The organism is Mycobacterium aquaticum (assembly GCF_002086485.1).
GTDB lineage: Bacteria > Actinomycetota > Actinomycetes > Mycobacteriales > Mycobacteriaceae > Mycobacterium > Mycobacterium aquaticum.
Map to the genome: position 1 here is coordinate 27,983 of NZ_MVHF01000005.1, position 13,083 is coordinate 41,065.

Sequence of the window (13,083 nt, forward strand, 5' to 3'; positions counted from 1 at the left end):
GGCGTGAGCTAGGAATCCCCCTTATTTCACGAGGGGGAGGATTCAATACGATGGGCGAGTGCCCGAAACCGGACAAGATGCAGCCGACGGTGCCGGCAGCGAAGACCTGCTGATCGACTTCGCCAGGGTCACGCTCCGACGAGGTGGGAACACCCTTGTCGGGCCGGTCACCTGGGCCGTCGAACTCGATGAACGCTGGGTGGTGATCGGTCCCAACGGGGCAGGCAAGACGTCGCTGCTGAGGATCGCCGCAGCCACCGAACACCCGTCCTCAGGCACGGCCTACGTGCTCGGGGAACGGCTGGGCCGCACGGACATGGCCGAGCTGCGCTCCCGCGTCGGGTTGAGCAGTTCGGCCCTGTCACAACGGATTCCCGACGACGAACTGGTGCGCGACCTGGTGGTCTCCGCGGGCTATGCGGTGCTGGGCCGATGGCGGGAGAACTACGAAGACGTCGACTACGCGCAGGCCGTCGACATGCTGGAGAGCGTCGGCGCCGAGCACCTGGCCGACCGCACCTACGGCACGCTCTCGGAGGGCGAGCGCAAACGGGTGCTCATCGCCCGGTCGCTGATGACCGATCCCGAACTGCTGCTGCTCGACGAACCCGCGGCCGGGCTCGACCTCGGCGGGCGAGAAGAACTCGTGGCCCGGCTCGCTGATCTGGCCGCCGATCCCGACGCGCCGGCGCTCGTGCTGGTCACCCACCATGTCGAAGAGATCCCTCCGGGCTTCAGCCACGCGCTGATCCTCTCCGAGGGCGCCGTCGTCGCCGCCGGACTGCTAACCGATGTGCTGACGGCGGAGAACCTGTCCAAGGCCTTCGGCCAGTCGATCGCCCTGGACGTGATCGACGGGCGGTACTTCGCGCGACGGATCCGCAGCCGGGCGGCGCACAGGCGGCGCGCATGACCGATCCTTTGGTCCCCAGGCCTGCCGCGACGGTGATGCTCGTGCGCGAAGCGCCCCTCGGCGCCGCCTCTCAGATCGAGGTGTTCCTGATGCGCAGGCACGCCGCGATGGAATTCGCCGGTGGCGTCATGGTGTTCCCCGGCGGCGGGGTCGACGACCGCGACCGCAATGCCGACATCGCGTGGTTCGGCCCCGAACCGTCGTGGTGGGCCGAGCGGCTCGGCGTCGACGCCGGACTGGCCGAGGCGCTCGTGTGTGCCGCGGCCCGGGAGACGTTCGAGGAGTCGGGCGTGCTGTTCGCCGGCCCTGACAACGATCCCGACGGCATCGTCGGCGACGCGTCGGTGTACCGCGACGCCAGGGCCGCGCTGGCCAGCAACGAGCTGTCGTTCGGCGACTTCCTGCGCCAGGAGAAGCTGGTCCTGCGCGCCGACCTGCTGCGGCCGTGGGCGAACTGGGTGACTCCGAAAGAGGAACGCACCCGGCGCTACGACACATACTTCTTCGTCGGTGCCCTGCCGGAGGGACAGCGCGCCGACGGCGAGAACACCGAGAGTGACCGCGCGTTCTGGAGCACCCCGCAAGCCGGGCTCGACGACTTCGCGGAGGGCCGGACGTTCCTGCTCCCGCCGACGTGGACCCAGCTGGACTCGCTGAACGGACACACGGTCGCCGAGGTGCTGGCCGTCGAACGCAAGATCGTCGCCGTCGAACCCCATCTGGCCGTCAAGGACGGCAATTGGGAGATCGAGTTCTTCGACGGGGAACGCTACAACGCGGCGCGTAACCGCCGTTCTCCAGAGACACCGGGTGGCACCCCATGAACGAGTTCGTCAGCATCGTCACCAGCGAGGCGGAGCCAGGGATCGCGACGCTGCTGCTGTCGCGGCCACCGACCAACGCGCTGACGCGGCAGGTGTACCGGGAGCTCAAGGCTGCGGCCGGGGAACTGGCCGAGCGCCCCGACATCGCGGCGGTCGTGCTGTTCGGCGGTCACGAGATCTTCTGTGCCGGCGACGACGTACCGGAGCTGCGCACGCTCGACGCCGCCGAGACCACCGTGGCCGACAAGGTGCTGCACGACTGCCTGGAGGCCGTTGCGGCGATCCCGCGGCCGACCGTCGCGGCGATCACGGGATACGCCCTCGGCAGCGGTTTGGCGTTGGCGCTGGCTGCGGACTGGCGGGTCAGCGGTGACAACGTGAAGTTCGGCGCGACCGAGATCCTCGCGGGGTTGGCGCCCCGCGGCGGTGCCGGTGTGCGGCTGGCCGGCGCGATCGGCGCCGGTAAGGCCAAGGAGCTGGCCTTCAGCGGGCGGTTCGTCGGGGCTGAGGAAGCGGTGTCGTTGGGGCTGGTCGACGAGATGGTGGCACCCGATCACGTGTACGACGCGGCGCTGGCGTGGGCGCGCCGGTTCATCGAGCATCCGGTGGCGGCGCTGGCCGCGGCCAAGGCGGCTGTCGACGGGCGCACCGACCGGGACTGACCCGCGCAGCGCGGACTATTAGGCTGCCCTGCATGACAGAGATCAAGGAATCCGGCACCGAGGCTGACATGCCGGCTCCTAACCCGCACGCCACGGCCGAACAGGTCGAGGCCGCGATGCACGACAGCAAGCTCGCCCAGGTGCTCTACCACGACTGGGAAGCCGAGACCTACGACGAGAAGTGGTCGATCTCGTACGACCAGCGCTGCATCGACTATGCCCGCGGCCGCTTCGACGCCATCGTGCCCGAGGACGAGCAGCGCGAACTGCCCTACGAGCGCGCCCTGGAACTGGGCTGCGGCACCGGCTTCTTCCTGCTCAACCTGATCCAGTCGGGCGTCGCCCGGCGTGGCTCGGTGACCGACCTGTCACCCGGCATGGTCAAGGTCGCGACCCGCAACGGGCAGTCGCTCGGCCTGGACATCGACGGTCGCGTCGCCGACGCCGAGCGCATCCCGTACGAGGACAACACCTTCGACCTGGTGGTCGGGCACGCCGTGCTGCACCACATCCCCGACGTCGAACTCTCGCTGCGCGAGGTGGTCCGCGTGCTCAAGCCGGGTGGCCGATTCGTCTTCGCCGGTGAGCCCACCACCGTGGGTAACCGCTACGCACGTGAGCTGTCCACGCTGACCTGGCACGCCACCACCAATGTCACCAAGCTGCCGGGCCTCGACGGCTGGCGCCGCCCGCAGGCCGAACTCGACGAGTCGTCCCGCGCCGCGGCGCTGGAGGCCGTGGTCGATCTGCACACCTTCGACCCGGCCGATCTGGAGCGCATGGCCACCAACGCCGGCGCGGTCGAGGTCCGTACCGCCAGCGAAGAGTTCACCGCGGCGATGCTGGGCTGGCCGGTGCGGACGTTCGAAGCCGCGGTGCCTCCGGGCCGATTGGGTTGGGGCTGGGCCAAGTTCGCCTTCAACAGCTGGATGGCGCTGAGCTGGGTGGACGCCAACGTGTGGCGCCGCGTTGTGCCAAAGGGCTGGTTCTACAACGTGATGGTCACCGGGGTCAAGCCGTCGTAGCGTTCACTGTCGCCGATGTCGGTTATCTGCGGTCGCGCGAGGGTCGGCTGGCTCTCGCCGCGGCCGCAGAGCTGACTTTGGCGGCCGCCGCCCTGGTCGGTGACATCGCCTCTCTCCGCACACAATTCGGTGACCGGGCGGCGGTGCTGGTGGAGACCGTGCAGTTGCGCCGTCGGGCCGCGGCCAAATTCGACGACCCGGCGCACTGGCTGTTCACCGACGAGGCGCTACAGCAGGCCACCGCGGCGCCCGTGGCTGCGCACCGCGCCCGCCGACTGGCCGGAGCCCGGGTGCACGACGCGACCTGCTCGATCGGCAGTGAGCTTGTGGCACTGCAAAATTCGGCCGCCGAATTGGTGGGCAGCGATCTCGACCCGGTACGGCTGGCGATGGCCGCCAACAACGTGCCCGGTGTGCCGCTGTGCCGGGCCGACGCATTGCGGCCCGTCACCCGCGACGCCGTGGTGATCCTCGACCCGGCCCGGCGCCAGGGTGGCCGGCGACGGTTCGACCCGCGCGCCTACACGCCCGCGCTGGACGCTGTGCTGGACGTCTACCGCGATCGCGATACGGTCGTAAAGTGCGCTCCCGGAATCGATTTCGACGAACTCGTCAAGATGGGGTTCGAGGGCGAGATCGAGGTCACCTCGCTGGCCGGGGGAGTGCGTGAAGCATGCCTGTGGTCATCAGGGCTGGGCGAACCCGGCGTACGGCGGCGAGCCACCATGCTCGATCGTGAAGAACAGATCACCGACGCCGAGCCCGACGACTGCCCGGTGGCGGCCGCCGGGCGGTGGATCATCGACCCCGACGGCGCCGTGGTGCGAGCCGGACTGGTCCGGCACTATGCGGCCCGGCACGGTCTGTGGCAGCTCGACCCGGACATCGCCTACCTCTCGGGTGACGAATTGCCCGCCGGGCTGCGCGGGTTCGAGGTGCTCGAACAGCTCGGGTATCACGAGCGTCGACTGCGCGAGGTGCTGGCGGCACGGTCGGTCGGTGCCGTCGAAATCCTGGTTCGCGGCGTGAACGTGGACCCAGATGTGTTGCGGCGACGGCTGCGTTTGCGCGGCTCGGAGCAACTATCCGTGGTCATCACCCGGCTGGGATCGGGCGCCGCGAGCACCGCGACGGCGTTCGTTTGTCGGCCGTCGCGGTGACTGCCACGTACCCTGTGGTTGACGCGCCGGAGTCGGAGCCGGCCTCTAGTTGATCGCCTGCGAGGACGACTGACAATGCGATTTCCCCCTGTAGTGGCCGCTTTGGCCGCCGGTGTGCTGGTGGGCTGGCTCTCCATGCCACTGGCGACCGCCCAGAACGCGTGCGCCGATCTGGGCGGCACCATCGGCCTGGACCTGAACTGCACCGTGCACACCGCCAACGCGTCGTACACGCTCGATTACACGTTTCCCGTCGACTATCCCGACCAGCAGCCCCTCACGGACTACCTGACGCAGACCCGGGACGGATTCGTCAACGTCTCGCAGATGCCCGGGTCACGCGATCAGCCGTATGTGCTGGACGCCAGGGGAACCCGGTACACCTCGGGGCTGCCGCCCCGCACGCAGAGCCTGGTGTTCGAGGTATATCAGAATGTCGGTGGAGCGCATCCCCAGACCTGGTACAAGGCGTTCAACTACAACCTCGCGACCCGCGCGCCCATCACGTTCGACACGCTGTTCAAGCCGGGCAGCAAGCCGCTGGACGTGATCTTCCCGATCGTGCAACGCCAACTGCAGAAGCAGTCCGGCGTGGAGCAGGCGGTGCCGTCCAGTGCCGGGCTCGACCCGACGCACTACCAGAACTTCGCGATCACCGACGACGCGGTGATCTTCTTCTTCGGCCAGGGCGAACTGTTCGCCGAGACGGCCGGTGCCACCCAGGCGTCGGTGCCGCGAGATGCGTTGGCGGCCTTGCTGGCCTGACCGCGGGCCCGGTCAGGCCGGGGCGAAGCCGTACACCTGACCGTCGCTGGTCGCGGCGACCACCCGCCGGTCGTGGCCGATGGAGACACCGACCGGCCAGCCCGTGGCCTCCGGCAGCGGATAGCTGTTGAGGGTGTGCCCGTCGCTGGTGTCGAACACCAGCAGGGTCTGGCCGTGCCCGCCCTCGCGCGCCACGGTGTAGCCGAGGCCCGCGGCCCGGCTCGTGGTCGTCAGTGGCGTGACGTCATCGCGCGTCCACACGACATCGCCCTTGTCACCGTTGTCGCGCACGGCCACCAGCTTGGCGTCGGGTCCGCCGCCGGCCACGATGAGGCCGTTGGGCGACACAGAAGGCGGTGTCTGGGCCAGAAAGTTCAGCGGTACCGACCATTTGGCCTTGCCGTCGGCGGTGTTGATCGCCCAGAGGCGTTGATCGCGGCCGTTGACGTAGGCCGTCGCGCCATCCGCGGACAGCACCGGGCTGGCCAGCGGGCCCTGGCCCACCGCAGTGCTGGTCCACTCGCGGTTGAGCATCGGTGTCTGATTCGGGCGGTACCGCAGGCCGACCAGGACCGGGCTTTCGGCGCCCGGCTCCCACAGGTTCAGCACCACGATGTTGGTGGCTTTGGAGAATGCGGGCGCAGCCGCCACCGGGCAGCCGCGCCGGCCCTGCGCGCAGTCGCTCAGTCCGCGCTGCGAATCGGTCGGATCGACGCCGGTGACCAGGTCGAGCGGCGTGCCGACCACGGTGCCGCGGTGTGCGTCGAACACCAGGACCTGCCCCAGGTGGGTCACCACGAGCAGTTGGCCGTCGTCGAGCAGGCGCGGGGTGGTGGGCATACCGATCACCGGCTGGCGCCAGCGGATCCACTGTGTCGGCGGGTACGACAGCATGGTGCCGGGTTGGCCGACATAGAGGTTGTCGAAGCCGTCGAAGAGCGCGCTGGACCAGCCGCCGCCCAGCACCAGCCGGGTGCACCAGCGCTGGCGTGCGTTGTTGTCGGACTCCCACACCATCAACGAGCACCCGCCTGCGGTCTGGGCGTTGGCAGCGAGGTAGCCGGTCGCCCCCAGCGCCACCTGAGCACCCAGGGAACCCTTGACCGAGCGGCTCCACGCCGGCTTCAACGCGTCGGCCCCGTGCACGGCGCTGTAGCTGCTGTTGGCGGCATCGCCGTATTGCGCGGACCACCCTGCTGCAGGGTGCGCGTCGACCCATGAGTCGGTGTTCTCACATCCGGTGAGCACGCCGGTGAGCAGCGCCGCTACCGCCAGCGCAAGGTATCGGCGGATCACGGTGTCCTTTCGTCGGAGCCCGGACGGGTCGGCACGGAACCTTCGCTGCACCCGGTCGGCACATGTGGTTCGCGCATGTGGTCAAGCTGAGGGTAACCGTTACGAATGTGAGGGGGCAGGAGCGGAGCGACCCCGAATTCGGTCGAGGCCGCTCGCGTAGGCTTTCGGGCCATGACGACGATGTGGGGCGCCCCGATACACAAGCGCTGGCGGGGCTCCCGCCTGCGCGATCCTCGGCAGGCCAACTTCCTCACCATGGACTCGCTCAGATGGGTCATCGCCAACCGCGCCTACACGCCCTGGTACCTGGTCCGGTACTGGCGGCTGCTCAAGTTCAAGCTGGCCAATCCGCACATCATCACCCGCGGCATGGTGTTCCTCGGCAAGGGCGTCGAGATCCAGTGCACCCCGGAGCTGGCCCAGATGGAGATCGGCCGCTGGGTGCACATCGGTGACAAGAACACCATCCGGTGCCACGAGGGCTCGCTGCGGATCGGCGACAAGGTGGTGCTGGGACGCGACAACGTCATCAACACCTACCTCGACATCGAGCTCGGCGAGTCCGCCCTGATGGCCGACTGGTGCTACGTCTGCGACTTCGACCACAAGATGGACAGCATCGAGCTGCCGATCAAAGACCAGGGCATCATCAAGAGCCCCGTGCGCATCGGCCCCGACACCTGGATCGCGGCCAAGGTCACGGTCCTGCGCGGCACCACGATCGGCCGCGGCTGCGTGCTGGGCGCGCACGCCGTGGTCAAAGGCGACATCCCGGACTATTCGATCGCCGTCGGGTCGCCGGCCAAGGTGGTCAAGAACCGCAAGCTGGCCTGGGACACCTCGGCGGCACAGCGGGCCGAACTGGCTGCCGCGCTGGCCGATATCGAGCGCAAGAAGGCCGCGAGCAACTGAACGAGCCGGCGGAGGGCGCAGGCTCCTGTTCGGGCGAGGAACAGGAGCTTGTCGATTACCGCTTCACACTCGCCAACGAGCGGACGTTCCTGGCGTGGCAGCGCACGGCGCTCGGCCTGCTGGCCGCTGCGGTCGCCGTCATCCAGTTCGTGCCCGAGCTGGGCGTCCCCGAGGCGCGTCATGTCCTGGGCCTGGCGCTGACGGTGCTGGCGACGCTGACCTCCGGGGTCGGCCTGTGGCGCTGGCGGCAGGTCGAGCGGGCGATGCGGACCGGGACGTCTTTGCCCCGCCATCCGACGCCGGCCTACCTTGCGGTCGGCCTGTGCTTGATCGGCGTGCTGATCCTGATCATCGCCATCGTCCGGATGGCCTCCGGTTGAGGGTTTTCGAACGGGGCCTGCAGGCCGAGCGGACCTCACTGTCGTGGACCCGCACGGCCTTCGCCGTGCTGGGCAACGGTGCCCTGCTCATGCTTCACGACATTGCCGACCACAAGGCCGGATTCGGTTTGGTGGCAGCGGGTGTCGCGGTCGCGGTGGCGCTCCTGGTCTACCTGGTGGGCTTGCGCAGACAGCGCGTTCTGGCGCGCGACCCGCTGCCGGACCGGATCACCCCATCGCCCGACGTGTATGTGGTGACGGTGAGCGTGCTCATTCTCACTGTGGTTTCGGTGCTGACGCTGCCGCTCTAGACATCCCGGGACAGCAGGTCGGACCAAGTGTCGCGGCGGACCACGAGGCGCGCGGCGCCGTCGGCTGCGAAGACCACCGGTATCCGGCGGGCCCCGTTGTACTGATTGGACATCGTGTAGCAGTACGCGCCGGTCACCGGCACGGCGAGCAGGTCGCCGACCCGCGGATCCTGAAGCGGCACAGACGGGATGAGCTGGTCACCGGATTCGCAGTGTCGACCCACCAGGCTGACCTGGCCACCGCCGCCGACGCGGTCCGCCAGGGTCGCCTCGAACCGCTGTCCGTACAGGGACACCTCGAGGTTGTCGCCCATCCCGCCATCCACCGCGACGTGAGTGATCGGACCGTGCTTGACGGTGGTGACGCGGTAGAGCGTGCAGGCGCTCGCCGCGACCATGCTGCGGCCGGGTTCGACGATGATGCGGCTGTCCGCCGGGAGAAGCGCCCGGGCTTGCCCAGCCATCGCCTCGGCGTACTCGGCGACGCTGGGCGGGTGCTCGTCGTAGGTGTACCGCACCCCGAGCCCACCGCCGAGGTCGTAGGTCTCGAATTCGCCCAATGCCGCGATCGGGGCCACCGCTGCGGCGAGTTGTTCGGCCGAGAGCAGCTGAGATCCGACGTGCGTGTGCACTCCTGCGCAGTGCAGCATCGCGCTGTGCTCGATGCGGGAGATGGCGCGGCGGGCGTCTTCGGGCAGCAGGCCGAACTTGGAGCCGACGTGGCCGGTGGCCACCGATGCGTGGGTCTCGGCGGTCACGCCGGGGATCACCCGGACCAGGCACGCTTGGACCTGACCGCGCGGCACCAACCGTTCCAGTCGGTCGAGGTCGTCGAAATTGTCGACTACCACCAGGCCGACGCCGTGGTGGATGGCCAACTGCAGTTCCTCGTCGGTCTTGGCGTTGCCGTGCAGCACCATCCGGCGCGGGTCCGCGCCTGCGGCAACGGCAGTGACGATCTCGCCGCCACCGGCGACGTCGAGGTGCAGACCCTCCTCGGCCATCACTCGCTGGATTGCGGTGCACGGAAAGGACTTCGACGCGAACGCGACGTCGGTCCGCGGCCAGCGGCTGCGGAATTCACTCAGGTATTCGCGGGCACGGCGCCGTAGCGCGGTTTCGGCCACCACCATCGTCGGCGTCCCGAACTCGGCCGCGATGTCATCGAGCCGACAGCCGCCGACGGTGAGCATACCGTCGGCGGCCACCCTGGATCCCGCCGGGAAAAGCTCGAGAACGGCTGTGTCATAACCGATTTCGGGCACGCGTCTCCAATCGGTCGGGCAGTTCGGTGGCCGCGGATCGGTCCGCGATCACGGTCACTGCCGGATGCCGCTGCAGCACCGACGCGGGCACTTCGGTGCTGACCGGGCCTGCCAGTGCCGCGGCCAGCGCAGCTGCTTTTTCGGGGCCGCGAGCCAGCAGCACCACCGCACGGGCGCGGCAGATGGTGGCAAGCCCCTGGGTGATCGCATCATGGGGCACTTCGGATCTGCTGTCGAAGAACCGCGCATTGTCACTGCGGGTCTGTCCCGACAACGCGACGACGCGGGTGGTGGAATCGAGCGGGGATCCCGGCTCGTTGAAGGCCAGATGGCCGTTGCTTCCGATACCGGCGATCTGGACGTCGACGCCGCCGAGGTCATCGATGCGCTGCTCATATGCTTCGGCTTCGGCATTGGGATCGGGCGCCAGTCCGTCGGGTACCAGGACATTGTCGGCAGCGATACCCAGCGGCACGGCCACGTGGGTGTGCACGTACGCGGAATAGCTGAGGCAGTCCTGTGCGCCCAGGCCGACGTATTCATCGAGGGCGATCAAATATGCTGCGCTGAGGTCGATTTCGCCGCGTTGCGCCCGGCGGGCAAGCTCGGCGTACAGCGGCATCGGGGTGCCGCCGGTCGCGATGCCGAGTCTCGGTTCGTCGGCAGGGAGGAGCCCGAGCACGACATCGGCAGCCGCGGTGCCGAATTCGTCGTCATCGACCACCAACACTCGGGCGGTGGGGGACATGGTCACAGTTCGACACCTCCGAGTGCGATGCGCAATGAGTCATGACGGTTCGACGTACGCTGCCACCAGGCAGCCTGTGCCGGTCGCGGCGTGACGCGATGCAGTTGCGGCGCATGGTTGATCGGCCGACCGAGAGCCTGGGCGGCGAACAGTGCGGCGCCGATCGCGGAGTGATCCCGGCTGGCACGGTCCACCAGTACGTCCCTGTCGGTGGCATCGGCGAGGTCCTGCCACAGCAGGGGGCTGGCGGCCGCCCCGCCGCCGAGCAACACCGGTCCGCGTCGGCCGGTGGCCGTCTCGGCGATCGCGATCGCCCTGCGCAGTTCCACGACCACCCCGGTCAGCAGCGCCCGCCCGACATGACCGGCGCCCATGGACAGGTCGAGCCCGTGCAGCGTGCCGCTCAGCTCGGGATCCCACAGGGCCCCTTGCTCGCCCGGGGTGAGGTAGGGCAGGAAGATCGGCGCGTCCCCGAGCGCGACGGTGCCTGCCGCGTCCAGCAGCTCGGCCGGGCCGGACAAGCCGAGGAGCCGAGCGACACCGCCGAACGCCGAGCCGACGGCCAGAACATCCATCTCCAAGCCCCATCCGGCGCCGGCAAGCGGGGTGATCAGGTAGCGGCTCCGGGTATCTCGCACTGCGTGGTCCGAAATGCCCAGTACCACCGCGCTTGTCCCGGCGATGACCGCGACGTCGCCGTGCGTGCGCGCACCGATGGCGAACGCGCCGAGCACCGAGTCGGCCGCGCCGAGCACCACTGGCACCTCGGCGGTGACGCCCAACGCTGCGCGCCAGTGCGCTGACAGCGGCGCGATGGTGTCCGAGGGCGCGACCGCAGGCAGCCCCGGAACCTCTGCCGCGACCATCAATTCGGGGTCCCAGGCGTACCGGTCGAGGTCGAAGACCCCGGTCCCGGCAGCGGTGCTGGGATCGGTCAGCAGCTCGCCGGTGAGCTCTGCGTAGAGCACATCCTTGGCCGCTGCCGCCAGCACGCCGCCCTGGCCCCGCCGGTCGAGCCTCCGATGCATGGGCGCCAGATAGCGACCGTCGACGCGTTGTCCGGTGAGCTGGTAGAGCCGCTCGTCGCCGACCTCGGCCCGCAGCAGTTCGGCCTCGGGCTCGGCGCGGCCGTCCTCCCAGGTGATGGCCGGCCCGCTCGGTGCGCCCCTGGCATCGAGTGCGACCAGGGTGGGCAGCATCGCCGACAGGCCGATACCCGACCAGTGTTCGGCAGGCACGGTGGCCGCGACCTCGTTCAGCGTGGCCGCCAACGCGGCCCACCAGTCCTGTGGATTCTGTTCGGCGGCAAGAGGTTCCGGTCTGGCCGTCGGGTAGTCACCGCGAGCGCAGGCGCAGACCGCACCGTCGGGGCCGATCGCGACGACTTTCAGCGACGACGTGCCGAGGTCGACCCCGATGTGCACCCGCTCAGCGTTCACGCCGTGTGCACCGCGCGGCGACCGGTGGCCACGACCGACAACGCGTCGGCGGCGGCGTTGAGCGTCTCGTCGATGTCGCGGTCGTCGTGTACCAGTGAGACGAACAGGTTCTCGAACTGCAACGGGTGGAACAGCACACCTCGCAGCAGCATCTCCTGGTACCACCGGGTGAAGAGTTGCTCGTCGGCGTGGGCCACCGCGTCGCGCCAATTGCGGATGGGGCCGTCAGCGAACCACAGTTGGAACACGGTGCCGAGGCCCTCGACGTAGGCATCGAGCCCGCGCTCGGCAGCCAGGGTCGAGAGCCCTTCGGCGAGCCGGTAACCCAGCGCGCGTTGGCGTTCGTAGAGCCCGGGTTGCGCGAGCACGTCCATGGTGGCCGATACGGCGGCGCACTGCACCACGTTGGCATTATAGGTTCCCGAGTGCGAATACTTGCCTGCGGCAACCAGTCTCATCGCCTCCGTGGTACCACCGACGGCCGCGACGGGGAACCCGCCGCCCAGGCCTTTGGCAAGGGTGGTCAGATCGGGCAGCACGCCGAACCACTCCTGGGCGCCGCCGCGGGCGAACCTGAAGCCGGTGATCACCTCGTCGAAGATCAGCATCGCGCCGTGCTTACGGGTCTCGCTGCGCAGCAATTCCAGGTACCCGGGTTCGGGCAGGATGCAGCCGGTGTTGAACACCGCCGGTTCGGTGAGGACCGCCGCCACTTCGTCGCCCCTGCGGTCCATGAGCTTGACGAAACTGTCCGGGTCGTTCCACGTGAGCACCTCAAGAGTGCCGCCCAGTTCGGCCGGGACACCGGGTCCCATGGCAACCGGGCGCGGATGATCGGCGGGGCCGGCCAGATCCACATCGACGTGATTGGACCAGTACACGGTGTCCTGCCACCCGTGATAGTGGCCTTCGAACCGTACGATCAGCCGCCGGCCGGTGGTGGCCCGCGCCAACCGTACGGCGGTGCCCACCGCCTCCGAACCGGAGTTGGTGAATCGCACCTGTTCGATGCCGGGGACCGCGGCGACCACCTTCTCGGCCGCCTCGATCTCCAGTTCGTACGGCAGGCCGAAGCAGGTGCCGTAGTCGGCGATCGCACGTTGCACGGCGGCGGTGACACCGGGGTGGCGGTGCCCGAGGATCATCGGGCCGAGGCCCAGCAGGTAGTCGATATAGCTGTTGCCGTCCACGTCGACAAGGCGGGACCCGGTGCCCTCGGCCATGAAGAGGGGCGACGGATTCCAGCCGTTGCGGGGCAGCCGCGCGGTGGAACCCGCCCCACCGGGAATGGTGCGTTTTGCGCGCTCGAACAAGGCCCGGGTGTTGGGCGTGCGCACGTTGAACGCCTCGGTGAAAGTCATTGTTTTCCTTGGTTTCTCGGTG

At 69.0% G+C, this 13,083-nt stretch carries 14 protein-coding genes; 9 read left to right on the forward strand and 5 right to left on the reverse strand.

Annotated features, from left to right (window positions below; all coding sequences use genetic code 11):
• The first annotated feature begins 40 nt into the window (after positions 1–40).
• From BST13_RS07010 to BST13_RS07035, 6 genes are all read left to right on the forward strand, one after another.
• Complete coding sequence (locus BST13_RS07010) at positions 41–913, forward strand: ABC transporter ATP-binding protein (protein ID WP_170064267.1); 873 nt, start codon at positions 41–43, stop codon at positions 911–913.
• The gene (locus tag BST13_RS07015; RefSeq protein ID WP_083162044.1) at positions 910–1,737 is read left to right on the forward strand and encodes an NUDIX hydrolase; all 828 of its coding nucleotides are present in this window, start codon (positions 910–912) and stop codon (positions 1,735–1,737) included. The genes BST13_RS07010 and BST13_RS07015 overlap by 4 nt, the downstream gene beginning before the upstream one ends.
• On the forward strand, positions 1,734–2,399 hold the full coding sequence (locus BST13_RS07020; RefSeq protein ID WP_083162046.1) for an enoyl-CoA hydratase: 666 nt from the start codon (positions 1,734–1,736) through the stop codon (positions 2,397–2,399). Before BST13_RS07015 ends, BST13_RS07020 begins: the two co-directional genes overlap by 4 nt.
• 32 nt (positions 2,400–2,431) lie before the next feature.
• On the forward strand, positions 2,432–3,424 hold the full coding sequence (locus BST13_RS07025; protein ID WP_083162048.1) for a class I SAM-dependent methyltransferase: 993 nt from the start codon (positions 2,432–2,434) through the stop codon (positions 3,422–3,424).
• Complete coding sequence (locus tag BST13_RS07030; RefSeq protein ID WP_083162494.1) at positions 3,382–4,584, forward strand: THUMP-like domain-containing protein; 1,203 nt, start codon at positions 3,382–3,384, stop codon at positions 4,582–4,584. The genes BST13_RS07025 and BST13_RS07030 overlap by 43 nt, the downstream gene beginning before the upstream one ends.
• Before the next feature lie 75 nt (positions 4,585–4,659).
• Positions 4,660–5,349 carry an esterase gene (locus tag BST13_RS07035; RefSeq protein WP_083162050.1) on the forward strand — a complete coding sequence of 230 codons (690 nt, stop codon included), beginning with the start codon at positions 4,660–4,662 and terminating at the stop codon, positions 5,347–5,349.
• Between the two features lie 12 nt (positions 5,350–5,361).
• On the opposite strand, the gene BST13_RS07040 is transcribed toward BST13_RS07035, so the two are convergent.
• Positions 5,362–6,645, reverse strand: a complete 1,284-nt coding sequence (locus tag BST13_RS07040) for an outer membrane protein assembly factor BamB family protein (RefSeq protein ID WP_083162052.1) — start codon at positions 6,643–6,645, stop codon at positions 5,362–5,364.
• A 171-nt stretch (positions 6,646–6,816) separates the two neighbouring features.
• Between BST13_RS07040 and BST13_RS07045 the strand changes: the two genes are divergently transcribed.
• The 3 genes from BST13_RS07045 to BST13_RS07055 are packed head-to-tail and all read left to right on the forward strand — an operon-like array spanning position 6,817 to position 8,248.
• Positions 6,817–7,557, forward strand: a complete 741-nt coding sequence (locus BST13_RS07045) for an acyltransferase (RefSeq protein ID WP_083162054.1) — start codon at positions 6,817–6,819, stop codon at positions 7,555–7,557.
• Positions 7,554–7,937, forward strand: a complete 384-nt coding sequence (locus tag BST13_RS07050) for a YidH family protein (protein ID WP_083162496.1) — start codon at positions 7,554–7,556, stop codon at positions 7,935–7,937. The genes BST13_RS07045 and BST13_RS07050 overlap by 4 nt, the downstream gene beginning before the upstream one ends.
• The gene (locus BST13_RS07055; protein WP_083162056.1) at positions 7,934–8,248 is read left to right on the forward strand and encodes a DUF202 domain-containing protein; all 315 of its coding nucleotides are present in this window, start codon (positions 7,934–7,936) and stop codon (positions 8,246–8,248) included. The genes BST13_RS07050 and BST13_RS07055 overlap by 4 nt, the downstream gene beginning before the upstream one ends.
• On the opposite strand, the gene lysA is transcribed toward BST13_RS07055, so the two are convergent.
• From lysA to BST13_RS07075, 4 genes are read right to left on the reverse strand one after another with little or no spacing between them, the layout of a single operon-like run.
• Positions 8,245–9,456 carry a diaminopimelate decarboxylase gene (lysA, locus tag BST13_RS07060; RefSeq protein ID WP_245839426.1) on the reverse strand — a complete coding sequence of 404 codons (1,212 nt, stop codon included), beginning with the start codon at positions 9,454–9,456 and terminating at the stop codon, positions 8,245–8,247. The two genes, BST13_RS07055 and lysA, sit on opposite strands and share 4 nt — an antisense overlap.
• 37 nt (positions 9,457–9,493) lie before the next feature.
• Positions 9,494–10,261, reverse strand: a complete 768-nt coding sequence (locus BST13_RS07065; protein WP_083162500.1) for a glucosamine-6-phosphate deaminase — start codon at positions 10,259–10,261, stop codon at positions 9,494–9,496.
• Positions 10,262–10,263: 2 nt separating this feature from the next.
• Complete coding sequence (locus BST13_RS07070) at positions 10,264–11,700, reverse strand: xylulokinase (RefSeq protein WP_083162058.1); 1,437 nt, start codon at positions 11,698–11,700, stop codon at positions 10,264–10,266.
• Positions 11,697–13,061, reverse strand: a complete 1,365-nt coding sequence (locus BST13_RS07075) for an aspartate aminotransferase family protein (RefSeq protein ID WP_083162060.1) — start codon at positions 13,059–13,061, stop codon at positions 11,697–11,699. The genes BST13_RS07070 and BST13_RS07075 overlap by 4 nt, the downstream gene beginning before the upstream one ends.
• Positions 13,062–13,083 lie beyond the last annotated feature (22 nt).

Excerpts from the sequence above, each read along its gene's own strand:
- BST13_RS07015 (WP_083162044.1), top strand. The coding sequence starts at position 910 with ATGACCGATCCTTTGGTCCCCAGGCCTGCCGCGACGGTGATGCTCGTG.
- BST13_RS07020 (WP_083162046.1), top strand. The coding sequence starts at position 1,734 with ATGAACGAGTTCGTCAGCATCGTCACCAGCGAGGCGGAGCCAGGGATC.
- BST13_RS07025 (WP_083162048.1), top strand. The coding sequence starts at position 2,432 with ATGACAGAGATCAAGGAATCCGGCACCGAGGCTGACATGCCGGCTCCT.
- BST13_RS07035 (WP_083162050.1), top strand. The coding sequence starts at position 4,660 with ATGCGATTTCCCCCTGTAGTGGCCGCTTTGGCCGCCGGTGTGCTGGTG.
- BST13_RS07045 (WP_083162054.1), top strand. The coding sequence starts at position 6,817 with ATGACGACGATGTGGGGCGCCCCGATACACAAGCGCTGGCGGGGCTCC.
- BST13_RS07065 (WP_083162500.1), bottom strand. The coding sequence starts at position 10,261 with ATGTCCCCCACCGCCCGAGTGTTGGTGGTCGATGACGACGAATTCGGC.
- BST13_RS07075 (WP_083162060.1), bottom strand. The coding sequence starts at position 13,061 with ATGACTTTCACCGAGGCGTTCAACGTGCGCACGCCCAACACCCGGGCC.